The sequence below is a fragment of the Streptosporangium subroseum genome (genome assembly GCF_900188345.1).
Lineage (GTDB): Bacteria > Actinomycetota > Actinomycetes > Streptosporangiales > Streptosporangiaceae > Streptosporangium > Streptosporangium subroseum.
Genome location: NZ_FZOD01000023.1, coordinates 1 through 26,273 on the forward strand (window position 1 = coordinate 1; position 26,273 = coordinate 26,273).

At 69.3% G+C, this 26,273-nt stretch carries 24 protein-coding genes; 13 read left to right on the plus strand and 11 right to left on the minus strand.

Annotated elements, in window-relative coordinates; translation table 11 throughout:
• On the minus strand, nucleotides 1-826 hold an 826-nt coding region (sucD, locus tag CHC08_RS22780; RefSeq protein WP_089209385.1), incomplete at its 3' end, for a succinate--CoA ligase subunit alpha.
• A gap of 79 nt (nucleotides 827-905) precedes the next feature.
• Nucleotides 906-2,069 (minus strand): ADP-forming succinate--CoA ligase subunit beta, encoded by a 1,164-nt coding sequence (sucC, locus tag CHC08_RS22785; RefSeq protein WP_089209386.1) that lies wholly within the window; start codon nucleotides 2,067-2,069, stop codon nucleotides 906-908.
• Between the two features lie 100 nt (nucleotides 2,070-2,169).
• Here sucC and CHC08_RS22790 point away from each other — a divergent pair, with 100 nt between their 5' ends.
• The 3 genes from CHC08_RS22790 (at nucleotide 2,170) to CHC08_RS22800 (ending at nucleotide 5,673) form a co-directional block, all read left to right on the plus strand.
• Nucleotides 2,170-3,618: an MFS transporter gene (locus CHC08_RS22790; protein ID WP_143653316.1), complete on the plus strand. Its 1,449-nt coding sequence runs from the start codon at nucleotides 2,170-2,172 to the stop codon at nucleotides 3,616-3,618.
• A 127-nt stretch (nucleotides 3,619-3,745) separates the two neighbouring features.
• Nucleotides 3,746-4,498 carry a GntR family transcriptional regulator gene (locus tag CHC08_RS22795; RefSeq protein WP_089209388.1) on the plus strand — a complete coding sequence of 251 codons (753 nt, stop codon included), beginning with the start codon at nucleotides 3,746-3,748 and terminating at the stop codon, nucleotides 4,496-4,498.
• A gap of 995 nt (nucleotides 4,499-5,493) precedes the next feature.
• Nucleotides 5,494-5,673 carry a hypothetical protein gene (locus tag CHC08_RS22800; RefSeq protein ID WP_089209389.1) on the plus strand — a complete coding sequence of 60 codons (180 nt, stop codon included), beginning with the start codon at nucleotides 5,494-5,496 and terminating at the stop codon, nucleotides 5,671-5,673.
• A 55-nt stretch (nucleotides 5,674-5,728) separates the two neighbouring features.
• On the opposite strand, the gene CHC08_RS22805 is transcribed toward CHC08_RS22800, so the two are convergent.
• The 7 genes from CHC08_RS22805 to CHC08_RS22835 form a co-directional block, all read right to left on the minus strand.
• Nucleotides 5,729-6,778, minus strand: a complete 1,050-nt coding sequence (locus CHC08_RS22805) for a TerC family protein (RefSeq protein WP_089209390.1) — start codon at nucleotides 6,776-6,778, stop codon at nucleotides 5,729-5,731.
• Between the two features lie 58 nt (nucleotides 6,779-6,836).
• Entirely contained in the window at nucleotides 6,837-7,385 is a 549-nt protein-coding gene (locus tag CHC08_RS22810; protein WP_089209391.1) for a hypothetical protein, read from the minus strand.
• Nucleotides 7,386-7,393: 8 nt separating this feature from the next.
• On the minus strand, nucleotides 7,394-8,899 hold the full coding sequence (locus CHC08_RS22815) for an Nramp family divalent metal transporter (protein ID WP_239514170.1): 1,506 nt from the start codon (nucleotides 8,897-8,899) through the stop codon (nucleotides 7,394-7,396).
• 68 nt (nucleotides 8,900-8,967) lie between these two features.
• On the minus strand, nucleotides 8,968-11,103 hold the full coding sequence (locus CHC08_RS22820) for an acetate--CoA ligase family protein (RefSeq protein ID WP_089209392.1): 2,136 nt from the start codon (nucleotides 11,101-11,103) through the stop codon (nucleotides 8,968-8,970).
• Nucleotides 11,103-12,326, minus strand: a complete 1,224-nt coding sequence (frc, locus tag CHC08_RS22825) for a formyl-CoA transferase (protein ID WP_089209393.1) — start codon at nucleotides 12,324-12,326, stop codon at nucleotides 11,103-11,105. Before frc ends, CHC08_RS22820 begins: the two co-directional genes overlap by 1 nt.
• A 13-nt stretch (nucleotides 12,327-12,339) precedes the next feature.
• Complete coding sequence (locus CHC08_RS22830; protein ID WP_089209394.1) at nucleotides 12,340-14,031, minus strand: thiamine pyrophosphate-binding protein; 1,692 nt, start codon at nucleotides 14,029-14,031, stop codon at nucleotides 12,340-12,342.
• Nucleotides 14,032-14,107: 76 nt separating this feature from the next.
• Nucleotides 14,108-15,430, minus strand: a complete 1,323-nt coding sequence (locus CHC08_RS22835; RefSeq protein WP_275937196.1) for a molybdopterin molybdotransferase MoeA — start codon at nucleotides 15,428-15,430, stop codon at nucleotides 14,108-14,110.
• A gap of 258 nt (nucleotides 15,431-15,688) precedes the next feature.
• Here CHC08_RS22835 and CHC08_RS22840 point away from each other — a divergent pair, with 258 nt between their 5' ends.
• The 7 genes from CHC08_RS22840 (at nucleotide 15,689) to CHC08_RS22870 (ending at nucleotide 21,490) form a co-directional block, all read left to right on the plus strand.
• Nucleotides 15,689-16,678 (plus strand): 2-dehydropantoate 2-reductase, encoded by a 990-nt coding sequence (locus CHC08_RS22840; protein WP_089209396.1) that lies wholly within the window; start codon nucleotides 15,689-15,691, stop codon nucleotides 16,676-16,678.
• 468 nt (nucleotides 16,679-17,146) lie between these two features.
• A complete protein-coding gene (locus CHC08_RS22845; protein ID WP_245878483.1) occupies nucleotides 17,147-18,112 on the plus strand; it encodes a metal ABC transporter substrate-binding protein in 966 nt (321 codons plus the stop codon).
• A 9-nt stretch (nucleotides 18,113-18,121) separates the two neighbouring features.
• Complete coding sequence (locus CHC08_RS22850; protein ID WP_420823584.1) at nucleotides 18,122-18,901, plus strand: metal ABC transporter ATP-binding protein; 780 nt, start codon at nucleotides 18,122-18,124, stop codon at nucleotides 18,899-18,901.
• Nucleotides 18,898-19,731: a metal ABC transporter permease gene (locus CHC08_RS22855; RefSeq protein WP_089209398.1), complete on the plus strand. Its 834-nt coding sequence runs from the start codon at nucleotides 18,898-18,900 to the stop codon at nucleotides 19,729-19,731. Before CHC08_RS22850 ends, CHC08_RS22855 begins: the two co-directional genes overlap by 4 nt.
• Entirely contained in the window at nucleotides 19,728-20,135 is a 408-nt protein-coding gene (locus CHC08_RS22860; protein WP_089209399.1) for a Fur family transcriptional regulator, read from the plus strand. The genes CHC08_RS22855 and CHC08_RS22860 overlap by 4 nt, the downstream gene beginning before the upstream one ends.
• Before the next feature lie 224 nt (nucleotides 20,136-20,359).
• Nucleotides 20,360-20,908 carry a CGNR zinc finger domain-containing protein gene (locus tag CHC08_RS22865; RefSeq protein WP_089209400.1) on the plus strand — a complete coding sequence of 183 codons (549 nt, stop codon included), beginning with the start codon at nucleotides 20,360-20,362 and terminating at the stop codon, nucleotides 20,906-20,908.
• Nucleotides 20,909-20,995: 87 nt separating this feature from the next.
• Nucleotides 20,996-21,490, plus strand: coding sequence for a beta-class carbonic anhydrase (locus CHC08_RS22870; protein WP_089209401.1), 495 nt, complete (start codon nucleotides 20,996-20,998; stop codon nucleotides 21,488-21,490).
• Here the strand turns inward: CHC08_RS22870 and CHC08_RS22875 are convergent.
• Complete coding sequence (locus CHC08_RS22875) at nucleotides 21,480-22,274, minus strand: isoprenyl transferase (protein ID WP_089209402.1); 795 nt, start codon at nucleotides 22,272-22,274, stop codon at nucleotides 21,480-21,482. The genes CHC08_RS22870 and CHC08_RS22875 overlap by 11 nt on opposite strands.
• A complete protein-coding gene (gene recO, locus CHC08_RS22880; protein WP_089209403.1) occupies nucleotides 22,271-23,008 on the minus strand; it encodes a DNA repair protein RecO in 738 nt (245 codons plus the stop codon). The genes CHC08_RS22875 and recO overlap by 4 nt, the downstream gene beginning before the upstream one ends.
• A 313-nt stretch (nucleotides 23,009-23,321) precedes the next feature.
• On the opposite strand from recO, the gene CHC08_RS52470 reads away from it, so the two are divergent.
• The 3 genes from CHC08_RS52470 (at nucleotide 23,322) to CHC08_RS22895 (ending at nucleotide 26,242) form a co-directional block, all read left to right on the plus strand.
• Nucleotides 23,322-24,899: a CDP-alcohol phosphatidyltransferase family protein gene (locus tag CHC08_RS52470; protein WP_089209404.1), complete on the plus strand. Its 1,578-nt coding sequence runs from the start codon at nucleotides 23,322-23,324 to the stop codon at nucleotides 24,897-24,899.
• Nucleotides 24,896-25,606 carry a DUF5941 domain-containing protein gene (locus CHC08_RS52475; protein ID WP_089209405.1) on the plus strand — a complete coding sequence of 237 codons (711 nt, stop codon included), beginning with the start codon at nucleotides 24,896-24,898 and terminating at the stop codon, nucleotides 25,604-25,606. The genes CHC08_RS52470 and CHC08_RS52475 overlap by 4 nt, the downstream gene beginning before the upstream one ends.
• A 162-nt stretch (nucleotides 25,607-25,768) precedes the next feature.
• Nucleotides 25,769-26,242, plus strand: coding sequence for an Lrp/AsnC family transcriptional regulator (locus tag CHC08_RS22895; protein ID WP_089209406.1), 474 nt, complete (start codon nucleotides 25,769-25,771; stop codon nucleotides 26,240-26,242).
• The last annotated feature ends 31 nt before the right edge of the window (nucleotides 26,243-26,273 follow it).

Here is a 26,273-nt window from a genome sequence, read left to right on the forward strand (position 1 = left end):
GGACGCCGACCTTCTCCAGAGCCTCCTTCTTGCCCTGCGCGGTGCCGGCCGAGCCGGACACGATCGCGCCCGCGTGACCCATGGTCTTGCCCTCGGGGGCGGTGAAGCCCGCGACGTAGGCGACGACCGGCTTGGTCACGTGCTGCTCGATGTAGGCGGCGGCACGCTCCTCGGCGTCTCCGCCGATCTCCCCGATCATCACGATCGCGTCGGTGCCCGGGTCGTCCTGGAAGGCCTGCAGGGCATCGATGTGGGTGGTGCCGATGACCGGGTCGCCGCCGATGCCGACCGCGGTGGAGAACCCGATGTCGCGCAGCTCGTACATGAGCTGGTAGGTCAGCGTGCCCGACTTCGACACCAGGCCGATCCGGCCGGCGCTGGTGATGTCGGCCGGGATGATGCCCGCGTTGGAGGCACCGGGACTGATCAGTCCGGGGCAGTTGGGGCCGATGACGCGGGTCCTGCCGCCGGCGGCCCGGGCGTGCGCCCAGAAGGACAGCGTGTCGTGGACGGGGATGCCCTCGGTGATCACTACGCAGAGGCCTATCCCCGCGTCGATCGCCTCGATGACCGCGGCCTTGGCGAACCTCGGCGGCACGAAGACCACCGACACGTCCGCCCGGGTCTCGGCGATCGCCTCGGCGACTGTTCCGAACACCGGAACCTGCCGCTCGGCGAAGTCGACCGTGCCGCCGCCCTTGCCGGGCGTGACCCCCGCGACCACGTCGGTGCCCGCCGCGAGCATCCTGGCCGTGTGCCGTTTCCCCTCCGAGCCGGTCATGCCCTGCACGACCACCCTGCTGTCGCCGGTCAAGAAGATCGCCATAATTGCCACTCCCTCTCAGCGCCCGCGTGCCCTCCGTCTGCCGGATCCGCGGGCTGGCCGTGTCTGGTGGTCGGCCCGCTCATGCCGCCGCGAGCCTGGCGGCCTCGTCGGCGGCGCCGTCCATGGTCGTGATCTGGTGGACCGCCGGGTGTCCGGCCTGGCTGAGGATCTGGCGGCCGAGCTCGGCGTTGTTGCCGTCGAGCCGTACGACGATGGGGCGGCCCATGCCGCGGTCGCCGAGCAGTCCGAGGGCGGAGACGATGCCGTCGGCGACCGCGTCGCAGGCCGTGATGCCGCCGAAGACGTTGACGAGGACCGATCTGACGTCGGGATCGGAAAGGATGATCTCCAGGCTGTCGGCCATGACCTGTGCCGAGGCCCCGCCTCCGATGTCGAGGAAGTTGGCCGGGCGGACGCCGCCGAAGCGCGCACCGGCCTGGGCGACGACGTCGAGGGTGCTCATCACCAGGCCCGCGCCGTTGCCGACGACGCCCACCTGGCCGTCGAGCTTGACGTAGTTCAGGCCCTTGGCGTGGGCGCGGGACTCCAGCCCGCCGTCTCCCTCCTGACCGGCGAGCGCCGCGTGGTCGTGGCGGAACGCGGCCCCGGCGTCCAGGCTGACCTTTCCGTCGAGGGCGAGGATCGCGCCGCCGGCGGTCCAGGCCAGCGGGTTGACCTCCACCAGGAGGGCGTCCTCCTCCACCATGACCCGCCAGAGGCTGACCAGCACCTCGGCCGCGGCCTCCCGGACCTCGGCCGGGAACCCCGCGCGTGACAGGAGCTCGTGCGCGGCGCTCGCGGTCATCCCGGTCAGGGGGTCGATCTCCATCCTGATCAGCGCCTCCGGCCGGTTGGCGGCGACCTCCTCGATGTCCATGCCGCCCTCGGTCGAGGCCATGGCGAGAAAACACCGGTTGGCCCGGTCGACGAGATAGGCGGCGTAGTACTCCTCCACGGCGACCGTGGCCGACTCCACCAGCACGGTCTCCGCGATGTGGCCCTTGATGTCCATGCCGAGGATCCGCCGCGCCTCGTCCTCCGCGGAGGCCGGGCCGGGGGCGGCCCGCACGCCCCCGGCCTTGCCCCGGCCGCCGGTCTTCACCTGGGCCTTGACGACCACCGGGACTCCCAGGTCCGTCGCGACCCGGCGGGCGTCCTCCGGAGTCCCCGCGACCGCGCCTTCGGGGACGGGAACCCCGTGCCGTGCGAAGAGCTCCTTCGCCTGGTACTCGAACAGGTCCACGCGGCCTCCCTGAATACGGTTCTTGTAGACGGTATACCGTATGGAAATCTGGCCGTCCAGACCTCGACAAGGACCATCCATGGCGGATATTCCATACAGTATGGAAAAAACTCAATTGATCCGGGACTGGCGCGGACGTGACTACCTCGTCGGCGACACCCCGCAAGAACTGATCAACCGCCCCAGGTCATGGATGTTCTGGCTCCCCTGGGCGGCCATGGCCGCCATCGGCCCCATGCAGTACGGCTACGCCGCCGCCGTGCCCGCTCTGCTGGAGGCGCACGGATGGTCGGCGATCGCGACCCTGACACCGCTGGCCGTCTGGATCGTCTGCCAGGCCGCCGTCGCCCTGCCCGCGGCCCTCCTGTTGCGGCGCGGCGCACTCGGGATCCGCGTCGCGCTGTGGGCCGGGGGCCTGCTCAGCGGAACGGCGCTGCTCACCGTGGCCCTGGCCCGCGATCTCCCGACGATCATCGCGGGCTACGCGCTGCTCGGCGGCGTGGGCGCCGGCCTGGTGTACGGCGCGTGCACCGAGGCCGTGGCCCGCTGGTATCCCGAGCGCCCGGCCGCGCGCGTGGGTTTCACGACCGGGGCCTTCGCCTACGGCACCGCCCCGCTCGCGGTGGCGATCGGCCTCGACGGGCGCGGCCTCCAGCCGTTGTTCGTGGCGGCGGCGGTCGTCGCCTGGGCGGCCGTGGGCGCGGCGGCGGTGTTCGTGCGCCTGCCGCCCCGGAACTGGTGGCCTTCACACCTCGACCCGCGCATCTGGGCCCTCGACAGACTCGCGCTGCGCAGGGAGCCTCGGGCGGTGCGGCAGTTCTCCCTGGGCCAGGCGCTGCGGACGGGCTCGCTGCCCACGCTGGTGTCGATCCTGGTCTGCGCGGGCGCGGTCTCCATCTTCGACGTGGTCGCCCTGGCGACCTCCGGCGTTCTGGTGCCCTCGGCGACCACGCCCGGGATTGCCGAGGCGATCTTCGGCGGTGCGGCGCCCCCTGCGACCACACCCGAGGTGGCCGGGGCAATCTTCGGCGGTGCGGCGCCCCCTGCGACCACGCCCGAGGTGGCCGGGGCAATCTTCGGCGGTGCGGCGCCCTGGGCCGCGGTGGCCCTGCTTCTGGTGCTGAACGGCGCCGGCCGTGCCTGCGCGATGCTCGCCGCCGAGGTCGCCGGGCGCGGACGCACCCTCAGCGCCGTCCTCGCGCTGCTCACCCTCGGACAGTTACTCCTGGCCTGGGGTGCCGTGACAGGATCGGAGGCTATGCTTTTGGTGGCGACAGTGCCCGCCGGCTTCGGTGGGGGGGCGTTCTACCCACTCATCGCCAGCCTGGTGCGCGAATACTTCGGCGAGGAGCACACCGCTCCGATCAACGGCGTGGTCTACAGCGCCAAGGCGGTCGCCGGACTGGTCGGCGTCGGCCTCGCGGGCCTCGCACTGACCGTGTCGGATCACGCGGCGGTTCTCTTCCTCGCCGCGGCACTGGTGCTGGCCGCCGCGGTCCTCAGCGTCACACTGCGTCAGCCGGGTCACCCGGTCACACTCCCGCGATGAGCGATGATGTGATCAGGCTCACCACGGAGAGTCCACCCTGAACTGTATACTGTAGGCAGTCGACGACAGACAATAGGCCATCCAAACAAAGGAGGGCCGGGTCGTCTCATCCTGGAGCTGAACACACATGGTGCGGTCGGAATTGGCGAACTCGGGGGCGGCGCCCAAGATCCCGCGCCCGGCCACTCTCCGGGAGAGCGTCTTCGAGGCGATCCTGGAGCTCATCATCAACGGCAGTCTCAGCCCCGGTCGGCATCTCGCGGAGAGCGATCTCGCGGAGTTGCTGGGCGTCTCCCGGCAGCCGGTCCGTGAGGCCCTCCAGATGCTCAACGGAGAGGGCTGGGTAGATCTGCGTCCCGGTCACGGGGCGTTCGTCCACGCGCCGACCGTGCAGGAGGCCGACCAGCTGCTCGCCGTACGCTCGCTGCTGGAGACCGAGTCCGCACGGCTGGCCGCCCTGAACCGCGAGGCCGACGGCGTGGCACGGCTCCGCGAGCTGTGCGCCCGGGGGCTCAGCGCGCTGGAGGCCGACGACATCGAAACCTCCGTGGCGGCCAACTCGGATCTGCACGCCCTGGTCACCGAGCTCTCCGGCAACAAGGTGCTGGCCGAGCTGGCATCCCAGGTCTCCCGCCGCGTCCGGTGGTACCACACGCCGGTGGCCCGCCAGCGCGGCCGCGCCTCCTGGGAGGAGCACGAGCTGCTGATCGACGCCATCGAGGCGGGCGACGAGACGCGCGCCGCGCAGATCATGCGCGACCACACCGAGCACACCCGCTCGTCATACCTCGATCAGCGGACGTCCCAGCCGGACGGAGCCGACGAGCCCGAGGCACCCGCCACACGCCGGAGGCGCCCGCGCTCACTGAGCCCGAGCTGACCCGATCCGGAGCGATCCGGCCCACGCCGAGCCGGTCCAGGCCGAGTTGGCCCGGACCGATGTCGACCCGGACCGATATGGCGCGTTCGCTCCGGTGCGCGCCGACCCCAGTGAGTCCAAGCAATGTGTGCGGACCCGGCACGAACCGACAGGACCCGGACCCGACACGAGTTCAAGCATGTCAGCGTGGTCCCCGCGTGAGCCGACCGGACCCGGACCGAACCCGGCGCGAGCCGACCGGACCCGTGCCGAACCCGGCGCGAGCCGACCGGACAGGCGCCGGATCCGGCGCGAGCTCGCTCGGCGTGAGCCGATCCGGCTCCCGCCCGAGACGACACGGACCGGCCTGAGACGTGCCGGGCCGCTGCCGGACCGACCTGGGGCGAGCCGAGCCGTTGCCGAACCGGCCTGAGGCAGGGCGGCCATTCCCGGAACGGCCGGGAGTGCTTCTCATTGATCTGGCGCGATTCGGGAATTTCCCAAAAAACCGAACGCGCGTCAAGCCGCTTCGACCGGCCTGCTGCGAATCAGGCATTTCCGACCAGCTATCGCAAGCCGACCACTTTCGACCCGGTTAAACCCGATTCACATCCTTCCCATGTCGAAGCCGGGAAATTCCGATCCCACGTATCGGGTCTCCCGCCTCACCGGCAACCGCCCGCCCGGCTCACGCCGTTCGGGTTCACATCGCCTCCACAGGCGTTTCACCTCTCCGCCGACCGCGGAGAACGCACCGCCGAACGGCGGGAAGCGCACTGCCGAACACGCGCGCGAGCGGCATGGTCACCGCCGTCGCCGAACGCGCCACCGAACCGCGCGACACTCCGCCGCGTTTCCTTCCCGGGATTAAAATCGGAGGTTTTCACGCTGGAAAGATGCAGATGAAAGGCCCGGCGCGAGCCGGCCAAGCTCAGTTGACACAGAGTTCACCCGCGGATTGTTTCAACGAAACACCCGGGGCAGATACTTAAGAACAGAATTGGTGGTGATGATCGATGAAAGCGTTTCTTCAGCGCTTCCGTTCTCTCTCCGACAGACTCGGAGGCTACAACGCCGATGGCCGGATGATGGGGCTCGGCCTCGCGACGGCCATGCGGAAGTACGGCTCGGCCGACGGCGCCGAGCGCCATCTGGGCCACTGGACGACCGAGCAGAGGGTCAACGTGCGCAAATGAGCGAGCGGGAGGCCTCCCCCGAGGAGACCACCCGCTCGCGACGACCATCCGTGCCTCAGCCGTCGGCGTGAACCTCGCTCCGCTTTCCGTCCGGATCAGTGGGATCGACCTGGCCGGCCAGGTCACCCGGACCGGAACCGGCCGGTGGGTCGGCGAGGGCGCGACTGCGGTCGCTCCTCGACTTGATCAGGCTGAGGACCGCGGTGATCAGCAGAGTGCCGACGATGACCCCGAGCGAGACCATGATGGGGATCTCCGGAGCCCAGGAGACGCCGTCGTGGTGCAGCGCCTCCAGCACGAGCTTCACACCGATGAAGGCCAGGACGATCGACAGGCCCTTGCTGAGATAGATCAGGCGATCCAGCAACCCTCCGATCAGGAAGAACAGCTGCCTCAGCCCCATCAGCGCGAAGGCGTTGGCGGTGAACACCAGGTAGGGCTCCTTGGTGAGCCCGAAGATGGCGGGGATCGAGTCCAGGGCGAACAACAGGTCCGTGGTCCCGATCGCCACCATCACGATCAGCATCGGTGTGACGGCCCGGCGGCCGTTGATCTTCACGGCGAGTGCCGAGCCGTGATAGGCGTCCGTCGTGGGGACGATCCGCCTGACCGTGCGGAGCGCGATGTTCTCGGAGAACTCCGCCTCCTCGTCCTCGTGGCCTATCAGCTTCCACGCGGTGTAGATGAGGAAGGCGCCGAAGATGTAGAAGAGCCAGTCGAACCGGGTCACGGCCTCCGCACCGGCCGCGATGAAGACACCCCGCAGGAGGAGGGCCAGAACGACCCCGACCAGGAGCACCTTCTGCCGGTAGCGGGTCGGCACCGAGAAACGGCTCATGATGAGCAGGAAGACGAACAGGTTGTCGACGCTGAGCGAGTATTCGGTGATCCAGCCCGCGAAGAACTCGCCACCGTGGGCGGGTCCTCCGATCAGCAGTATTCCCGTACCGAAGGCGCCGGCGAGAAGTACGTAGAAGATCACCCACCACGTGCACTCGCGAAAGGAAGGCTCTCGCGGGTTACGCGCGACAAGATAGAAGTCGACCGCCAGCACGAGCATGAACCCTGCGATCGTGACCAGCCACACCCAGGTGGGGAGGTTCATCGCGCTCCTTTCCGCGCCAGACGGCGCTCTTTCACCTGCCACCCCCGGATGGCGATGTTCATCGCGCTCCTCTCTGCGCGCGACTCTGAGCTCTCTGTGCGCGGACCTGAGCGCGGCGGCGCTCCTTGGCCGTCCACATCGACTCGGCGTGAACGACGTAGGTGGCGAGCAGCTCACGCGCCTTCGGGTTGCCCTTCAGACGCATCAGCCAGTGCGGCATGAGCCTCTCGTGCAGCCAGATGAAACCGATCGCGAAGCCGAGGCTCACGATCGCCTGGTAGGCCAGGAAGCCGCCCACGCCTCCGGGCAGGTAGATCTGCCCGTGGATGGTCAGGCCCGTGACGGTCTCCTGGAACAGCCGGGCCAGCGGGAAGCCGGCCAGCCAGTACAGTCCGGCCGGGGCGAACACCCCGGGCCTGAACAGGCCGTGGCCCAGCAGCATGCTGTATCCGGTCCCGAGAAGCCCGAGGGCCAGGGCCAGTGCCAGCGCGGAGACCGCGGCCCAGCCGGCGGGCTGCCCCGCCAGCAGGGTCAGTCCCCCTGCCATGGCGCCGGCGACGACTCCGATCAGTGACCCGGGAAGGGCGAGTTCAGTGAGGTGTCGCATCGGCCGGATCAACCCACGACCACGCCGAAGGCGAACAGGCTGTAGAACAGCATTCCCAGGTAGAACACCGCTCCGAAGCCGATGATCAGGTTGGTCCAGATCTTCGGCCGGATCGGTTTGGGCAGCATGCGGTTGTTCACCAGGAGCAACGTGACGCAGTAGGCGCCCATGGCGAACGTCGACAGGAAGGCCAGCGTGTCGAGAATCCCGCTCGGGCCGTCGGCGGGGCCGAACAGCAGGATCAGGATGCCGAATCCGATGACGCCCCAGAGGAAGGCCGCATACAGGCGGGACATCCCGAGCTTCTTCGCACCGCGTACGAAGTGGAAGGACATGTCCGCCTGACCCCTGGAGAAGGAGTCGAACAGGCCGAGCGTGGCGTTCAGCCCGATCAGCGCGATGAACCCGAGGAAGACCGCGCCCAGCACCGAGCTGCCGGCCGAGGCGAAGGAGTTGGCCATCGCGTTCAGCGCCACCTCCCGGTCACCGGTCTCGATCACGGCGCGGACCCCGGGGGTGTTCCTCGCCGCGGCCTGGGCGATCACGGTGAAGGAGACCGTCACCAGCATCGTGATGCCCCAGAAGAGCAGGAAGGCGTCGAAGGTGACCCAGCGCCGCCAACCCTTCCACTTGCGCATCTCCTCGGGGTTGTCGGTGTCGAACATGAAGCCACGCGCCGGCATGACCTCTTCCTCACCGGCGTGCCGGAGGCCGCGGATGGTCGGGATGTGAGAGCCCATTCCTGCACCGGAGTCACGCAGGTGCAGGGTGTACCACATCTGCTGCATTCCGGACGGTCCCGCGAAGGCGATCGAGCCCACGATGACCGGGAACCAGGCCGCGGTGAGCGCCTGGTCAGGCAGGTAGCCGAAGGCGAACATCCCGGTGATCGTGCTCGTCACGTCGCCCCAGGTGCCGACCATCGCCGCCACGACGGCGGTCCCGACGACAAGCGTGCCGATCAGGATCGACAACAGGCTCTCCAGCAGGTTGTAGATCACCTTCGCCAGGCTGAAGACGACGCCGACCAGCACAAGCCCTATACAGGCTGTGACGAGCCAGGGTATTCCGGTTATCTGCTCCAGGGCCGCGGCGCCCGCCGACAGGTGACCCGGCCAGATGTAGACGAGTATCGCGACGACGAAGAAGAACCACATCAGGGGCTTGAACACCCGGGCGGCGCCGAAGAAGATGCTCTCCCCCGTCGCCATGGCGTAGCGGGCCATCTCCAGCATCACCACGGCCTGCAAGGTGACGCCGATGAGGAACAGCCACCGGATCTCGGGCCCGAACAGCAGGACGAGCCGGGGCCACATGTAAGACTCGCCCATGCCCACGCCGAGGGCGACGAGGAACACCGTCGGTCCAAGGATGTGGATCGATGGGGGCGCATCGGGCAGGGTGCGGATGGGCATCGGCTCCAGGCCGCCCGCCCGCCATACTCGTTCTTCCTGACCCGGCGCGGCGTTGACCTGGCTGGCCTCCGCCGGCACCGGTGTTTTTGACGTGTCCACCTGAGGACCTCCTGGGGGGTTGGTTGATCCTGGTAGTGCCCCGATTCGCCCCCTAGCTCATGACCCGATCAGCCGCGCAGCAGACCTGCCGCCCGCGCCCAGCGGTATTTGGCGCCGAGCACGGCCACCGGCTTCTCGGTCGTGTAGGGGTAGGCGATGACTCCGTTGGCGAACAGGTGGTCGCAGGCCTCCTCGACCTCGGTGTCACCTGCCAGTGACGCCACGACGGGCTTGTTGTTGCCCTTGGCCCGCTCCTCGGCCACCACGCGTGCGACCAGTTCCGCGAAGACCATCGGCGGGGTCACGATCGTGTGCCAGTAACCGATCACCAGCGCGTGGACGCGCGGGTCGGCCAGGCCGAGCCTGATCGTGTTCTCGTAGGTGCTGGGCGGCTCGCCACCGGTGATGTCGATGGGGTTGCCCGCCGCACCGAAGGGCGGGATGTAGGCGCGGAAGGCCTCATCGAGATCCGGCGGGATCTCCATGAGGGACAGTCCGTTGTCCACGCAGGCGTCGGAGAGCAGGACTCCCGAGCCGCCCGCCCCGGTGATGATGACGACGTTCTCACCCTCGGGCGTGGGCATCAGCGGCAGCGACCGCGCGTATTCGAGCATGTCGTTGAGGCCCGGGGCCCGGACGACCCCGGCCTGGCGGAGGATGTCGTCGTAGACCTTGTCGTCGCCGGCCAGCGCGCCCGTGTGCGAACCGGCCGCCCGGGCGCCCATCGCGGTGCGCCCGGCCTTGAGCACGATCACCGGCTTCTTGCGGATGATCCGCTGGGCGGCCTCGACGAACCCGCGCCCGTCCTTGAGGTCTTCCAGGTGCATGGCCACGCAGTTGGTGTTGTCGTCCTGCTCGAAGAACGTGAGCAGGTCGTCCTCGTCGACGTCGGCCTTGTTGCCGACCCCGACGATCGCCGACACGCCCATGCCCGACGACCGGCTGAAGCCCAGGATGGCCATGCCGATGCCCCCGCTCTGCGAGGTCAGCGCCACACCGCCCTTGACGTCGTACGGCGTGCAGAACGTGGCGCAGAGGTTTTCCGGGGTGTAGTAGTAGCCGTAGATGTTGGGGCCGAGCATCCGCATGCCGTGCTTGCGGGCGATCTCGACGATCTCGTTCTGGCCCTCGACGTTCCCGGTCTCGGCGAAGCCGGACGGGATCATGATCGCGCCCGCCACGCCCTTGCGCCCGGCCTCCTCCAGCGCCGAGGGCACGAACTTGGCGGGAATCGCGAAGACCGCGACGTCGACCTCGCCCGGCACGTCGGCGATGCTGCGGTAGGCGGGCAGCCCGAGGACCTCGGGGGATTTGGGGTTGATCGGGTAGATGTGGCCCCGGTAGCCGCCGTTGATCAGGTTCCGCATGACCGAGTTGCCGATCTTCCCGGTCTCCTCGGACGCTCCGATCACCGCGACGGCCCGCGGCTTGAAGATCCGGTTCATCGAGGCGAGGATCTCCTCGCGCGACAGCCGTGTCCTCTCCTGCGGGATCTCGTCGGCGAGCAGGATCCGCACGTCGGCCGCGGTCGCGCCGTGCGCGGTGGCGAAGACGGGGTTGAGGTCCACCTCCGCGATCTCCGGGAAGTCGCCGACCAGGGCGCCGACCCGCTCGATCATGTCCGCGAGTGCCTCCCTGTTCGCCGGCTCCGCACCACGGACACCACGCAGCACTTCGGCCGCCTTGATGTCGTCGAGCATCCCGAGTGCATCATCACCCGAAAGTGGGGCCAACCGGAAGGTCACGTCCTTGAGCACCTCGACCAGCACGCCGCCGAGACCGAAGGCGACGATCTTTCCGAAGGTGTCGTCGGTGACGGCGCCGATGATCACCTCGTGCCCGGCGCCGACCATGGCCTGCACCTGGATGCCGTCGATGCCCGCCTCGGGGTTGTAGGCGCGCGCCGCGGCCATGATCTGGTCGTATCCGGCGCGCACCGCCTCCGCGTCGCGCAGGCCGACGAGCACGCCTCCCGCCTCGGTCTTGTGCAGGATGTCGGGGGAGACGATCTTCAGCACCACCGGCAGGCCGATCTCCTCCGCGACGGACACCGCCTCGTCCGCCGAGGTCGCCAGCCCCTCGCCGGGCGTCGTGATGCCGTACGCGTCGCAGATCCTCTTGCCCTCGGGGGCGGTCAGCGCCGTGCGGCCCTCGACCCGGGCCTTCTCCAGCACCTCTCGCACGGCGGCCTGGTCATGCGTCATCAAATGACTCCGTTCGTCTTCAGGTCTGCCAGATCCTCGGCGGTCAGGCCCAGACCCGCGTAGATCTCGGTGTTGTGCTCGCCGAGCAGGGGCGGGCTGGTGATGTCGACCGGGGAGTCGGACATGTGCAGCGGGCTGCCGACCGTCGTGAAGGAGCCCCGCTCGGGGTGGTCGACCTCGACGAGCGCGCCCTCCTGCCTGAGGCTCTCGTCTTCCAGCAGCTCCTTGGTCGACAGGATCGGCCCGCAGGGGATGCTGACGGCGTTGAGCCGGTCGAGGACCGTCCACTTGTCCTGGCCGATGCTCCACTCCTCGATGAGCTGGAACATCTTGTCGAGCTTGGGCAGCCGCGCCTCGGGGGTGGCCCACTCGGGGTCATCGGCCAGCTCGGGGCGGCCGATGATCCCGGCGAGCGGCGCCCAGCCGACGGGTTGCACGATGACGTAGATGTAGTCGTTGGGACCGCCGGGGGCGCACCGTACGGCCCAGCCGGGCTGGCCGCCTCCCGAGGCGTTGCCCGAACGGGGGACCTCGTCGCTGAAGGTCTTGTTGGGATACTCCGTCAGCGGGCCGGAGGTGAGTCTCTGCTGGTCGCGGAGCTTCACCCGGCACAGGTTGAGCACGGCGTGCTGCATGGCCACCTGCACGCGCTGGCCCCGGCCGGTCTGCTCGCGCTGGTAGAGGGCGGCCAGGATGCCGGCGAGGGCGTGGACGCCGGTGCCCGAGTCGCCGATCTGGGCCCCCGTGGCCAGCGGCGGCCCGTCTTCGAAACCGGTGCTGGTCATCGAGCCGCCCATCGCCTGGGCGATCACCTCGTAGGCCTTGAAGTCGGCGTAACGCCCCGGGCCGAAGCCCTTGATCGAGGCGTAGACCAGCCGGGGGTTGAGCTCCTGGAGCCGCTCCCAGGGGAAGCCCATCCGGTCGACGGCCCCGGGGCCGAAGTTCTCGACGAGGATGTCGGACTCGGCGACCAGCTTGGTGAAGATCTCCTTGCCGCGCTCGCTCTTCATGTTGAGGGTGATGCTTCGCTTGTTGCAGTTCAGCATCGTGAAGTAGAGGCTGTCGACGCCGGGGACGTCGCGCAGCTGCTTGCGGGTGATGTCGCCCGAGGGCGCCTCCAGCTTGATCACGTCAGCGCCGAGCCAGGCCAGGAGCTGGGTGCAGGACGGACCCGACTGCACATGGGTCATGTCGAGGACGCGGACACCATCCAGTGCCTTCATGGGGAGCTCTCCCTCACTTGTACATGGTCTGGTTCATGGTTCCGGGGGCGTATACGTCTGGATCGACCCATACGTTGATCAGCGCGGGCTTGCCGGACTCACGCGCCCGCTCCAGGGCCGGCCTGATGTCCGCGGGGTCCCTGACCTCCTCGCCGTGGCCGCCCAGCATCCGGGCGAACTCGTCGTATCTGACGTCGCCGAGGGTGTTGCCGACCCGGCCGCGGTTGTCGCCGTATTTGGCGGCCTGGCCGTAGCGGATCTGGTTCATCGAGGAGTTGTTGCCGATGACCCCGATGAACGGGAGGTTGAAGCGGACCATGGTCTCGAAGTCCCAGCCGGTGAGGCTGAACGCTCCGTCGCCGAAGAGGCAGAGCACCTCCTTGTCCGGCCGGGCGTACTTGGCCGCCATGGCGAAGGCGACGCCGACGCCGAGCGTGCCGAGCGGTCCGGGGTCCATCCAGTGGCCCGGTGACTTGGGCTGGACGACCTGGCCGGAGAAGGTGACGATGTCGCCGCCGTCACCGATGTAGATGCTGTCCTCGGTGAGGAACTCGTTGATCTCGTGCACGAGCCGGTAGGGGTCGATCGGCTTGGAGTCGGAGAGCTGGCGGGGCAGCCGCTTCTCGTAGGCGGCCGTCTCGACGGCGCGCAGCTCCTCCAGCCACGCCTTGCGCCCGGCCGAGCCGTTCTCGATGCGACCGGAGGCCGCCTGGGCGGCGGCCGAGAGGATCAGCCCGGCGTCGCCGACGATGCCGAGGTCGACGTCGCGGTTCTTTCCGACGGTCCGGTAGTCGAGGTCGATCTGGACCACGGTCGCCGTGGGCGACAGGCGCTTGCCGTATCCCATGCGGAAGTCGAACGGCGTGCCGACGATGATGATGAGGTCGGCGTTGTTGAAGGCGTAGCGCCGGGAGAGCTGGTAGTGGTGCGGGTCGCCGGGAGGCAGCGTGCCGCGGGCGGAGCCGTTCATGTAGGCGGGCACGTTCAGGGCGCGGACGAACTCGATCGCGTCGTCGGTGCCCCGGGTGGTCCAGACCTGGCTGCCCAGCAGCACGCAGGGCTTCTCGGCGTGGGCCAGCAGGTCGGCCAGCCGCTCGATCGCCTCGGGGTCGCCGGCCTGGCGGGTGGAGGCCCGGTAGCGGCCGGCCTCGGGGATGCGCGCCTTGGACAGCGGAACGCTGGCGTCGAGCACGTCCCGGGGAATCTCCAGGAAGGACGGCCCCGGGGCGCCGTTGAAGCACTCCCTGAAGGCCATGGAAACGAGGTCCGCCACGCGCTCGGTCGAGGGGACCGTGGCCGCAAATTTGGTGATCGGGGTCATGATGTCGACGTGCGGCAAATCCTGTAGGGAGCCCATTTTGTGCTGGCTGAGGGCCCCCTGACCTCCGATGAGCAACATGGGGCTCTCCGCCCTGAAGGCGTTGGCCACCCCGGTGATCGCGTCGGTGGTGCCCGGCCCCGCCGTCACAACCGCGCACCCCGGCTTGCCGGTGATCCGCGCGTAACCGTCGGCGGCGTGCGCGGCCACCTGCTCGTGGCGGACGTCGATGACCTCGATGCCCTCGTCAACGCAGCCGTCGTAGATGTCGATGATGTGGCCGCCGCAGAGCGTGAAGATCACATCGATCCCCTCCGCCTTCAGCGCCTTCGCCACCAGGTGACCTCCGGAGATCGTTTCCGGTGCCGTGTCCGCTGGCTGGGTCATTCTGGATCCTCTCGATTGTGTTCTCCATACTGCATACCGTATGAGGGCAATGGTTACCCCCACGGTCGGGCGATGTCTAGCCCCTTTGTGCGGGCAGAGCCACAAGCTCCACCGGTCCGCCCTCCCATCCGGGCGGCACGACCGCCAGCGCGTCGGCGAGCGCCGCCCCCCACAGCGACCCCGGCCGGTCGTGCCCGACCGGCGTCACGCCCTGGGCGCAGCGCCGTACGGCGACCATCCGGGTGTCGGTGGCGTGGGGTCGCACCGAACCGGCCGGCGCGGCCGTCACCTCCGGCGCGACCGTCACAACCGGCACGTCCGGCCCATGCGACGCAGCCGTCGCGGCCGGCGTATCCGACCCGGTCGGCACGACCAGTGCGGCCGACTCTCCGGGGATCTCCGGCTCTCCCGAGAGCGCCCTGAGCGCGGGTACGAGCAGCGTCAGCGCGGCGACCAGCGCCGCGTAGGGATTTCCGGGAAGCCCGACGGCCAGACGCCCGTCGGGGAGCCTGGCGAGAAGCTGCGGGTGCCCTGGCCGCACGGCGACGCCGTCGACGAGGATCTCCGCGCCGAGCCCGGCGAGCACCTCCCTCAGGTGGTCCGCGGGCCCCTTCGAGGAGGCGCCGCACACCACGACCACCTCGCCCGGCGGGCCGCCGTCGGTCCCCGAGACCCCCGAGAGCGCGGCGGCGAGGGCCGAGGCGCCGTCGGGCAGCCAGAGCGGCTCCTCGGCCCGGCCTCCCGCCCACTCGACCAGGCCCGGCAGCATCGGCCCGATCGCGTCACGCACCCGGCCGGGGCCCGGGAGCCCCCGGGTGACCACCTCGTCGCCGGTGACCAGCACGGACACCACGGGTCTCGCCCTGACCGGGAGCGTGTCGTGCCCGAGCCCGGCCGCGAGACCGAGGACCGCGGGCGTGACGACCGACCCCGCGGTGAGCACGACGGCCCCCTGCGGGCAGTCCTCGCCGCGTCGGCGGATGTGCCGCCCCGGCTCGATCACTCCTGAGACGACCTTCGCCCGCCCCGCGGCCGGCGAGATCACCCGCACCGCCGCCTCGTAGGGCAGCACCGCCTCGGCGCCCTCCGGCACGGGGGCGCCGGTGGCGATCTCCACCGCCGTGCCCGGCACGAGTGCCGCGCCGAAGACCGCCCCTCCGGCCAGCACGAGGCCCACGACCCGCCAGGGCGGATCACCCGCGACCGCGTAGCCGTCCATGGCGGCCACGTCGGCCCCGGGGACCGGAACGAGGGCGTGCAGCGGCCGCGCCAGGCGGTGACCGTACGCAAGCCGGAGGGGAACCTCCGCGACGGGAAGCGGCCCCGCGGCCGACGCCGCCACCCGGCGGGCGGACTCCCAGGAGAGGCCCCCGGCGGCGCCGGCGCGATGCCCGCTCACCGTGGGCGGCGGTCGCCTCCCGGGGGTCGGATCCGCGCACGACTCTCCGGTGTGACCTTCGCCCGGTCCCCCGGGTGAGACTCCGGACGGCTCCCCGCCGGGACCCTCACGCGAGCGCCCCGGTGGCGCCCCGAGTGCGCCCTGACCTTTGAAGATCCTTTGAACGGCGGACCGGATGATGACCATCAGCGGCTCCTTGACCGGCGTTTTTCCATACTGTATACCGAATGCAATATGGACGCGAGAACGGAGTCACTTGTGAAAGTCGCTGTTCTTGGCGCCGGCGCTATCGGCGCCTACGTCGGCGCCGCCCTGCACAGGGCCGGTGCCGAGGTGCATTTGATCGCCCGGGGCGAACACCTCGCGGCGATGCGGAAGTCCGGCGTGCGGGTGCTGAGCCCGCGAGGAGACTTCACCGCCTACCCCCACACCACCGACAACCCCCTTGAGATCGGCAAGGTGGACCACGTCTTCCTCGGCCTGAAGGCCAACTCCTACGCGGCGGCCGGCCCCATGATCCAGCCACTGCTCCACGAGACCACCGGCATCATCGCGGCCCAGAACGGCATCCCGTGGTGGTACTTCCATCGGCTGCCGGGCCCTTACCAGGGCCACCTGATCGAGAGCGTCGACCCCGGCGGGACGGTCACCGCGGCACTGCCGCTGGAGCGCGCGATCGGATGCGTGGTCTACGCGGCGACCGAGATCGAGGCGCCCGGCGTGATCCGCCACCTCGAGGGCACCCGTTTTTCCATCGGGGAGCCCGACGGCTCCCTCTCACCCCGCTGCGTCGCCTTCAGCCAGGCCATGGTCGAGGGCGGACTGAAGTGCCCGGTCGAGGCCGACCTGCGACGCGACATCTGGATCAAGCTCATGGGCAACATCGCCTTCAACCCGATCAGCGCCCTCACCCGGGCGACGATGGCGGGCATCTGCCGCCACCGGCGGACGCGCGACCTCGTCGTCTCCATGATGCGCGAGACCGTCGAGGTGGCCCGCCGGGTCGGCTGCGACCCGGAGATCTCGATCGAGCGCAGGATCGCCGGCGCCGAGCGGGCCGGGGAGCACAAGACCTCCACGCTCCAGGACCTGGAGAAGGGCAAGCCCCTGGAGCTCGACGTGATCCTCGCCGCCGTCGTCGAACTGGCCGACCTCACCGGGACGGAGGTCCCCACGCTCCGTGCGATCCACGCGGTCGCCGACCTTCTCGACGAGCAGGTTCGGGAGAACCTTGTCGCGGCGAACTAATAGGGAATACCGTAGACCGTATACAACTCCGTCTTCACCGGTCGTGGAGCCGACCGCCAAGCCGATCGCCGAGGCGGGCCTCACCCTCATCGGGTTCGTCGGGGGCAGCTCGATGAACGTCCATGCCGGAGAGCGGCGGATCGACCCGGATCACCGCTGAACCCGGGCCCCCGCCGCCCGATCCCGTCGGCGGGTGCCACGGCCCGAAATCCTCGCCGGGCCGTGGCACCCGCCGCGACATTTGACTCCCCCACCCAACAAAAACACCCACAGACCGTCGACGCCGGGGTACGGCGGTTCGCCGGCGCGACGACGAGAGCCCGGCCCGCGATTCGCCCCCTTCGCCGGCCGGGCTCTCTGACGTCCGCCGGAGACCCCGAGGCCCTCCCGGCACGTGTCGATATCTTCCCGGGGCACCTTGACGTGCGACTTTGACAACGATTTTCATTTACGCGCATACTGGTACCCATGATGTCCGACTTCTCCCGACGTATCTATATGCGTGCCGCGGGTCCGCTTGCACTCACCGCCGTTCTCGTTACCTCCGCCTGCGGTGCCGACCCGGCCGGCTCCGCCACCCGGGCAGACGGCTCACAGGGAGAGAAGACCGACGTCACCGCCGCCATGTATCCCCTGCAGTGGCTCGCCGGGCAGGTGGGCGGTCCCGATGTGACCGTCACCGGCCTGACCAAGCCCGGCACCGAGCCGCATGACCTGGAGCTGGCCCTGACCCAGGTGGCGGGGCTGGAGAAGACCGGACTCGTCGTCTACATCAAGGGCGTCCAGCCCGCCGTGGATGAGGCGGTCGAGGAACACGCCCCCGACCGGGGTTTCGACGCGGCGACCATGGTCAAAACCCTCCCGGCGGTCGCCGAGGAGGGCCACGAGGGCGGTGCTCAAGAAGAACACGGCCATGAGGTCAGCTATGACCCCCACCTCTGGCTCGACCCGGCCCGCTTCGCGACGGTCGCGACCCAGCTCGGCGAGAAACTCGCCGCCGCCGACCCCGCCCACGCGCAGGGTTACAAGGACCGCGCGGCCAAAACGGCATCCGATCTCGGCACGCTGGACGGCGAGATGTCCCAGGGCCTGAGCACGTGCGCCTCTGACGCGATCTTCACCAGCCACACCGCGTTCGGCTACCTCGCCGACCGCTACAAGCTCCGCCAGGTCGGGATCAGCGGTCTCGATCCGGACGCCGAACCTTCTCCCGCCCGTCTCGCCGAAGTGGCGAAAGTGGCTAAGCAGGAGAAAGTGACTACGATTTTCACCGAGACACTCGTCAGCCCAAAGGTCGCCGAGGTTCTCGCCCAGGAGGTCGGTGCCAAGACCGCGGTCCTCGACCCGGTCGAAAGCCAGCCGGCGAACGGCGACTACCTGTCCGCCATGCGCCAGAACCTCACCGCACTTCAAGCGGCGCTCAGCTGCTCGTAAAGGCCACATGTGACATCCAACCAAGCGGTTTTCACCATGATCGGCGGCCAGGTCAGCCTGGACCGCCGACAGGTGTTGCGCGGCATAGACCTGACCGTCAAGCCCGGCGAAGTGGTGGCCGTGCTCGGTGCGAACGGGTCGGGCAAGTCCACCCTCATCCGCGCCCTGCTCGGCCTGATCCCCATGACCGGTGGCACGACCCTGCTCTACGACACTCCGCCCGCGCGGTTCCGCGAGTGGTGGAAGATCGGCTACGTGCCGCAGCGGCTCTCGGTGGGCGGCGGCGTGCCGACCACGATCCGCGAGGTCGTCGCCTCCGGCAGGATCGCCAGACAGCGGCGCCTCCGGCGGACCGGTGCGGCCGACCGCGAGGCGACCGCCAGGGCACTGGCGGTCGTCGGCATGACCGACCGGGCCTCGGACCCGGTCCAGGCCTTGTCCGGCGGGCAGCAGCAGCGGGTGCTGATCGCCCGCGCCCTCGCCGGGGAGCCCGACACCTTTGTCATGGACGAACCCACGGCGGGTGTCGACTCCGAGAGCCAGCAGCTTCTCGCCGACACCCTGTCCGGGCTCGTCGACCAGGGGAAAACGGTCCTGCTGGTCGCTCACGAGCTCGGCCCGCTGGAGCCCCTGATCACTCGCGCGGTGGTACTCAGGGACGGATTCGTCTGCCATGACGGCCCGCCGCCCCGGGCGGTCGGCACCCACGCTCTGCCCGGCCACGACCACGTGCATCCCCACTGCGCGGAGACGCCCGTGAGCCCGCTCGACTGGAGGCCCACGTCGTGATCGAGCTTCTGCAGTTCGACTTCATGCGGCGGGCGCTGATCGCCGCCCTGCTGGTCGGCCTGGTCGCCCCCGCCATCGGCACGTTCATGGTGCAGCGCCGCCTGGCCCTGCTGGGTGACGGCATCGGGCACGTCGCGCTGACCGGCGTGGCGCTCGGATTCCTCACCAACCAGGCTCCCGTGCTGACCGCGGTGGTGGTGTCGGTCCTCGGCGCCGTGGCCATCGAGCTGGTCCGCGAACGCGGCAGGACCAGTGGCGACGTGGCGCTCGCACTGCTGTTCTACGGCGGCATCGCCGGAGGCGTGCTGCTGATCTCACTGGCCCCCGGCGGCAGCAACGCCACGCTGATGTCCTATCTGTTCGGCTCGATCAGCAGCGTCCCCACGGAGGACGTGTGGGTCATCGGCTTTCTGGCGGTGGCCGTGCTCGGCGTGGTCGTCTTCTTCGGCCGCGAGCTCTATGTGCTCTGTCAGGACGAGGAGGTCGCCAAGGCCAGCGGCCTGCCGGTGCGCTTCCTGAGTTTGCTCATCGCCGTCACCGCCGCGCTGACCGTGGTCATCGCCATGCGTGTGGTTGGATTGCTTCTCGTCAGCGCGTTGATGGTGGTTCCCGTGGCGACAAGTCAGCAGCTCACCAGGGGTTTCAGGAGCACGATGCTGCTTTCTATGCTTTTCGGAATGATTGCCACTGTCGGCGGGTTGACCTCCTCGTTCTATGTCGAGGTTCCGCCAGGCGCAATCATTGTGATCGTTGCCCTCGCAGGGTTCGTTCTCGCCCTCGGGCTCGGTAGATTCGTACGCCGAAGCCGACCACAGGAGGCCAACTTATGAGCAACAGACGTGATGCCGTCCATGCGATTCTGCGCCAGAGCGAGGGTTTTCGCAGCGCGCAGGATGTATACGCAGAAATGCGCGCAGAAGGCGCCAAAATTGGACTTACAACGGTTTATCGGGCTTTACAGGCACTCGCCGACATCGGTCATGTCGACATGCTCAGGACCGACGACGGAGAATCCGTCTACCGCGCCTGTGCCAGCGGCCATCACCACCACCATCTGGTCTGCCGCACGTGCGGACGGACGGTGGAGGTGGCCGGGCCCGCGGTGGAGCGCTGGGCCGAGACGGTCGGCTCCGAGCACGGCTTCACCGAGATCACCCACACGGTCGAGGTCTTCGGCACCTGCGCCTCCTGCTCCGAAGCCCTCAAGATGGCCGGAGCGTCGAGCAGCTTCTGAGCGCCGGGCCGTGCCCCCGGACGCGGAGGTCTTCGAGGCGACCGTCACGCCCGGCGAGGCCGCGGAGCGCCGGTGCCCGAGCGCCACGGCCGCCGCTGGACGCGGGGCGGCGGGAAGACCTCGGCGATACGGGGCCGCGGGAGCGCCGCGATGGCTCGCCGGAGAGATACGCTTCCGAGACGGCGAGCCGCCGTACGCTGGAATCACCTCCAACAGGAGTCAACATGCCATTCGGACATGACATGGTGCACTCACTCGCCGTTGTGGTCGACCTGGTCAACACCTCCCCCTCCACCGGAGGCGAAGACCGGCTGACCGACCTGCAAGAACTCGGCGACTTCGTGGAGCGCTGGCAGATCAGCGGCATCGGAGAGCTCGGTGCCGCGGACCTGAGCCAGGTGCGCGCCCTGCGCGAGGCCTTTCACCGGGTCTTCACCGTCTCCGACCACGCCACCACGGCCACCTGGCTGAACGCCCTGCTGAGCGAGACCCGCATCACCCCGCGCCTGACCGAGCACGACGGCCATCCCCTGCACGTCCACTACTTCGCGCCGGACGCCTCCCTTCACGAGCACCTCTCGGCCGACCTGGGCGTCGCCCTGGCCCACCTGCTCGTCGAGAACGAGTGGGAACGGCTGCGCACCTGCTCGGCCCCCGACTGCGACAACGTCTTCTTCGACGAGTCCCGCAACCGCTCCCGGGTCTACTGCGACAGCCGCACCTGCGGAAACCGCATGCACGTCGCCGCCTACCGCGCCCGCCGCCGGGTCTGATGTCACGCTCCGCTATTACCTATTGACTGAGTAGGTAATAGCGGTAGGTTGGCCTGTGATGCCGCCTACTTCCCCCGGGAGAGCTTCATGAGTGTCACGGACGAGCTTCTCGCCAACGCCGAGCGTTACGCGGACACCTTCGACAAGGGCGACCTGCCCCTGCCACCCGCTCGCGGGGTGGCCGTGCTCGCCTGCATGGACGCACGCCTCAATCCCTACGGCCTGCTCGGGCTCACCGAGGGCGACGCGCACGTCATCCGCAACGCCGGCGGCGTCGTGACCGCCGACGAGCGCCGCAGCCTCGCCATCAGCCAGCGCCTGCTCGGCACCACGGAGATCATCCTCATCCACCACACCGACTGCGGCATGCTCACCTTCACCGACGACGACTTCAAGCGGCAGATCCAGGAGGAGGTCGGGACCAAGCCCGACTGGGCGGCCGAGTCGTTCACCGACCTCGACGCGGACGTCGTCCAGTCCATCAACCGGATCAAGAACGACCCCTACATCCCGCACACCGACTCCGTACGCGGCTTCGTCTACGAGGTCGAGACCGGGCGCCTGCGAGAGGTCAAGGCCTGACGGCCGGATCCGGCACGGCGTTGGGCACGGCTCCGCCGTATCTCCTGTCGCGCTTGGCGTAGGTCTCGCAGGCCTCCCAGAGGTCGCGGCGATCGAAGTCGGGCCAGAGACGGTTGAGGAAGACCATCTCGGCATAGGCCGTCTGCCAGATCAGGAAGTTGGAGGTGCGCTGCTCACCCGAGGAGCGCACGAACAGGTCCACGTCCGGGATCTCCGGCTCATCCAGGTAGCGGGCGAAGGTCTCCTCCTTCACCCGGCCTGGCTTGAGCCGGCCCTCGGCGATGTCCTGGGCCATGCGCAGGGCCGCGTCGACGATCTCGGCCCGGCCGCCGTAGTTGACGCAGAACTGCAGGGTCAGCGTGGAGTTGTCCTTGGTCATCTCCTCGGCGTCCCGCAGCTCCTGGATGACGCTCTTCCACAGCCGTCCGGGGCGACCGGCCCAGCGGACCCGCACCCCCATCGCGTTGAGGCCGTCTCTCCGGCGGCGGATGACGTCGCGGTTGAAACCCATCAGGAAGCGCACCTCGTCCGGGGAGCGCCTCCAGTTCTCCGTGGAGAAGGCGAAGACCGACAGATAGGGGATGCCGAGCTCGATCGCACCCTCGATCACGTCGAAGAGCGAGGCCTCGCCCCCCTTGTGGCCCTCGGTCCGCGGCAGGCCGCGCTGCTTGGCCCATCGGCCGTTGCCGTCCATCACGATCGCCACGTGCCGGGGCACGAGATCTCGGGGGATCGGGGGCGGGGTCGCGCCGGAGGGGTGAGGAATGGGTGGACGGACGTTCACGTGGCAAGCTCCCTTTCTACGTGTCGAAGAGAGCGTATGCCGTGTTCGAGATGCCACTGGAGGTAGGCCGCGACCAGGCCGCTGCACTCGGCGCGGTGCCGGGGGATGGAGGCGTCGGCGGCGGGCCAGTCACCCCGCAGGAGCGCGATCATCAGGGCCAGGGTCTCCCCCTCGGGCACCGCGGCGCCGGCGGGACGGCAGGCCCCGCAGACCACGCCTCCCGCCACGATGGCGAACGCCCGCACCGCGGGGGCCTTGCACCGGGCACACGATTCGAGGGCCGGGGCGTAGCCGGCGACGGCCAGCGAGCGGAGGAAGTAGGCGTCGAGGACGAGCCTGGCCTCGTGCTCCCCCGAGCCCAGCGTGCGCAGGCCGCCGACGAGCAGCAGGAACTGGCGGAGCGCGGGCTCCTTCTCCCCCATGACCAGCCGGTCGGCGGTCTCCAGCATCGCGACGCCCGCCGTGTAGCGCGGATAGTCGACGACGAGCGCCTCGCCGTACGGGCGGATGGTCTCGGCCTGGGTGATCACGTCCAGCGTGCGGCCGACGTGGAGCTGCAGGTCAACGTGGGTGAAAGGCTCAAGCCGGGCGCCGAATCGCGACGTCGTCCGCCTGACGCCCTTGGCGACGCCCCGGACCTTGCCCGTGCGTCTGGTCAGGACGGTGACGATGCGATCGGCCTCGCCCAGCTTGTGGGTGCGCAGCACGATGCCGTCGTCCCGGTACAGACTCACCCTTGCAGTCTAGCGTCGATCTTTCATGACCATTCGTGCCGCGCAAACGGTCGCGGGACGACCGCGGGCCGGCGCCGGGACCGAGGTTCTCGCACCTCACAGGCACGGTGGGAGCGGCGTTCACGGTGCGTGGGCGGAGGAGTCGCCGAGGGCGGCGCGGTGGCGGACGAGGGCGTCCGGCGAGACCCCAAGCATGATCAACTGATCCTCATAGATCACGGATGCATGTTGTTAACCTAAAACTCACTAAACTTTGGCTTCTGGCGAACTCCCCCGCCCGCGTTTTACCCCCGCCCCCGCACGAAAGGGTGCCATGCCCCGCGTGGTCCTGCTGGGCTCATCGCCCAGCCCCGATGCCGCTACCGGCCAGTCGACGCCGCCCGCCGCGCTGACTCTGCCCGCGCTTCCCGGCTGTCCCACGGTGATCGGCAAGCTGCACGGCCAGCTCGCCTCTCTTGATCCCGCACCGGTGACGATCGCCCGTTCGAGCGACGCGGCGGCCTACCAGGGCCTCCCCGGCCGGCTCGTCGAGACCTCCGATCTGGCCGGCGATCTTCGCGCCGTGGCCGACGCGGTCGAGGGCGCCACCGAGAACCTGCTCATCCTCCCGGCCAACTCGCTGATCCACGACGAGCTGATCTACCAGATCACCAAGTCCAAGCGCGGAGCGCTGGCGCTGATCACCAAGGAGCCCCGCGAGGAGGACGAGAACGGCGACGCCATCGTCCTCGACGTCCCGATCGAGGAGGCGCAGCCGGAGATCGGCGACCGGACGCTGGAGGGCCTCCCCGTCCGGGTGCGCTCCCGCCGGTCCCGGGTGATCTCGGTGGGCTCGGCCTACCACGCGGTGACCCGGCCCAACTCCGTCCTGCTCGGCCCGCTGCACCTGCACCACAAGCACGCGGCCACGCTGGCCGAGGCGGCCCGCGAGCTCGCCGGCATGGCCCATCTCCTCGGGCCCGAGGACGACCTGATCCAGCTCCTGGTCCTGGGTCTGGTACGGCGAGGCGTCTCGGTCGGCGTCCGCGGACGCCGCGACCTGTTCTTCCGCCGGCTGGACACCCCGGAGCAGGCCGCCGAGGCGGTGGCCGAGATGGCCACGTTCAACGAGGACAAGGCGCGGCTGAGCAACGCGGTGAAGGGCGCCGACGGCTTCTTCACCACCTACTTCGTCAGCACCTACTCCCGATACATCGCCCGCTGGGCGGCCAGGCGCGGGCTCACGCCCAACCAGGTCACGCTGATCTCGATCGCCCTGGGCGTGGCGGCGGCACTGTGCTTCGCCACCGGAGAGCGGGCCGGGATGATCGCCGGCGGCGTCCTGATCTACTTCGCGTTCGTGTTCGACTGCGTGGACGGCCAGGTCGCGCGGTACGCCCGCAAGTTCGGCGTGCTCGGGGCGTGGCTGGACGCCACCTTCGACCGGTTCAAGGAATACGTGGTCTTCGCCGGACTGGCGGTCGGCGCGGCCGTCTCCGGCGTCGGCGACGTCTGGACGCTGGCGCTGATCGCGCTCGGACTGCAGTCCATCAAGCACCTGCTGGACTTCTCCTTCGGCGCGGCCAACCGGCGCAAACCCCCGTCGCCGCTGCCCTCGCTGGAGCTGTCGATCAGCCCTGACACGGGCCTGCGCACGGCGCTGGAGCAGCGCAAGCTGGCACGGAGCGGGGGCATCCGCGGCCTGCTGAAAATGTGGGGCAAGGCGGGCAGATACCGGACCGTGCACTGGGCTCGGAAGATGATCGTGTTCCCGATCGGCGAGCGCTTCGCCGCCATCGCGATCGTCAGCGCCCTGTTCGACGCGAGGATCACCTTCCTCACCCTGATCATCTGGGGCGGCATCGGTTCCGCCTACTCGCTCACCGGACGCCTGATGAGGTCGCTCGCATGATCACCCAACCGCAGACCACCCCCGCCGTTCCAGACCCCTACGAGGAGCGGCTGCGCGTCCAGACCGCGCGGCTGCTCGCCTACCGCGACGACGGCCCGCTGGTGATGCTGCTCCGCGGCAAGGTGGGACCGGGGCTGCCCTCGGTGCCCTCCGCGCTCGTCGCGCTGCTCGCGATCATCGCGATGTCGGTGACCGGGATGCTCACCGACGGCCCGATCCTGCTCGTCCCGGTGCTGATCATGATCGTCCTGGTGCTGCCCACCGCGGCCCGCGACCATCTGGGCAAGCTCGACTGGCTGATGCCCCCGCTGATCCGGGCGGCCGAGTTCCTCACCATCATCCTGATCGGCCTGGCCGTCGACGCGCCCAAGTGGCTGCTGTACGTGCTGATCTACGTGATCGGCTACCACACCTACGACACGGTGTACCGGACGCGGCAGAGCATCTGGCCGCCCGACTGGGTGTTCCGCGCGGGACTGGGCTGGGAGATCCGGCTGCTGCTGATCGGCGCCGGCGCCGCGCTGGACGTGCTGACCTGGGTTCTGGCCGCGCTCACGATCTACCTCGGTGTGCTGTTCGCCGTCGAGAGTGTGACGAGCTGGGTCCGGCTGGACAAGGGTGCCGCGCTCGCCCAGGCGGGCGACGACCTGGAGGCCTCGCCCGAGGAGGTCCTGGAGCAGACCACCGGCGACGCCGAGCCCGCCTGACGTACGCGGGCGGCCACGGCGCGCCGCGACGCGTGGGCGCGAGCACGGGGCGGCGCGCAGCGCGCAGCGACGCGCGGTACGAGGTGACGCACAGCATGCCGTAACACCCCGGGAGAGGACCGCGACGGACTGTCGCGGTCCTCTCCTGTGTTACAAAACAGCGTGGAACTGGATCGGCTGGATCGTGACATCATCGGGGCGCTCGTCGAGGACGCCCGCACCACCTACGCGGAGATCGGGCAGAGGGTGGGCCTGTCGGCTTCGGCGACAAAACGGCGGGTGGACCGGCTGCGGGAGGCAGGGGCCATCACCGGATTCACCGCGAGGGTGAACCCCGCGGCACTCGGCTGGACCACCGAGGCCTACGTGGAGCTCTTCTGCGCGGGCAAGACCTCGCCGTCGGAGATCGGGGTGGCCGTCGCCCGGCATCCCGAGGTGGTCTCCGCCTGCACCATCACCGGCGAGGCGGACGCGCTGCTGCACATCAGGGCCACCGACGTGAGACACGTGGAGCAGGTGATCGAGCGCATCTCCTCGGAGCCGTTCGTGGTGCGGACCAAGAGCTCGATCGTGCTTTCCAGGCTCATCGACGCCCCTCTCATCACCGCACGCAACGAACCACCGTTCATCGCCTGAACAACGCGGGAAACCCGCGCCTCTACGCACG

What these genes read in the sequence shown, in the direction of transcription:
- CHC08_RS22790 (WP_143653316.1), top strand. Translation starts at nt 2,170, where the DNA reads ATGGAAAAAACTCAATTGATCCGGGACTGGCGCGGACGTGACTACCTC.
- CHC08_RS22795 (WP_089209388.1), top strand. Translation starts at nt 3,746, where the DNA reads ATGGTGCGGTCGGAATTGGCGAACTCGGGGGCGGCGCCCAAGATCCCG.
- CHC08_RS22800 (WP_089209389.1), top strand. Translation starts at nt 5,494, where the DNA reads ATGAAAGCGTTTCTTCAGCGCTTCCGTTCTCTCTCCGACAGACTCGGA.
- CHC08_RS22805 (WP_089209390.1), bottom strand. Translation starts at nt 6,778, where the DNA reads ATGAACCTCCCCACCTGGGTGTGGCTGGTCACGATCGCAGGGTTCATG.
- CHC08_RS22810 (WP_089209391.1), bottom strand. Translation starts at nt 7,385, where the DNA reads ATGCGACACCTCACTGAACTCGCCCTTCCCGGGTCACTGATCGGAGTC.
- CHC08_RS22820 (WP_089209392.1), bottom strand. Translation starts at nt 11,103, where the DNA reads ATGACGCATGACCAGGCCGCCGTGCGAGAGGTGCTGGAGAAGGCCCGG.
- frc (WP_089209393.1), bottom strand. Translation starts at nt 12,326, where the DNA reads ATGAAGGCACTGGATGGTGTCCGCGTCCTCGACATGACCCATGTGCAG.
- CHC08_RS22830 (WP_089209394.1), bottom strand. Translation starts at nt 14,031, where the DNA reads ATGACCCAGCCAGCGGACACGGCACCGGAAACGATCTCCGGAGGTCAC.
- CHC08_RS22845 (WP_245878483.1), top strand. Translation starts at nt 17,147, where the DNA reads ATGATGTCCGACTTCTCCCGACGTATCTATATGCGTGCCGCGGGTCCG.
- CHC08_RS22860 (WP_089209399.1), top strand. Translation starts at nt 19,728, where the DNA reads ATGAGCAACAGACGTGATGCCGTCCATGCGATTCTGCGCCAGAGCGAG.
- CHC08_RS22865 (WP_089209400.1), top strand. Translation starts at nt 20,360, where the DNA reads ATGCCATTCGGACATGACATGGTGCACTCACTCGCCGTTGTGGTCGAC.
- CHC08_RS22870 (WP_089209401.1), top strand. Translation starts at nt 20,996, where the DNA reads ATGAGTGTCACGGACGAGCTTCTCGCCAACGCCGAGCGTTACGCGGAC.
- CHC08_RS52470 (WP_089209404.1), top strand. Translation starts at nt 23,322, where the DNA reads ATGCCCCGCGTGGTCCTGCTGGGCTCATCGCCCAGCCCCGATGCCGCT.
- CHC08_RS52475 (WP_089209405.1), top strand. Translation starts at nt 24,896, where the DNA reads ATGATCACCCAACCGCAGACCACCCCCGCCGTTCCAGACCCCTACGAG.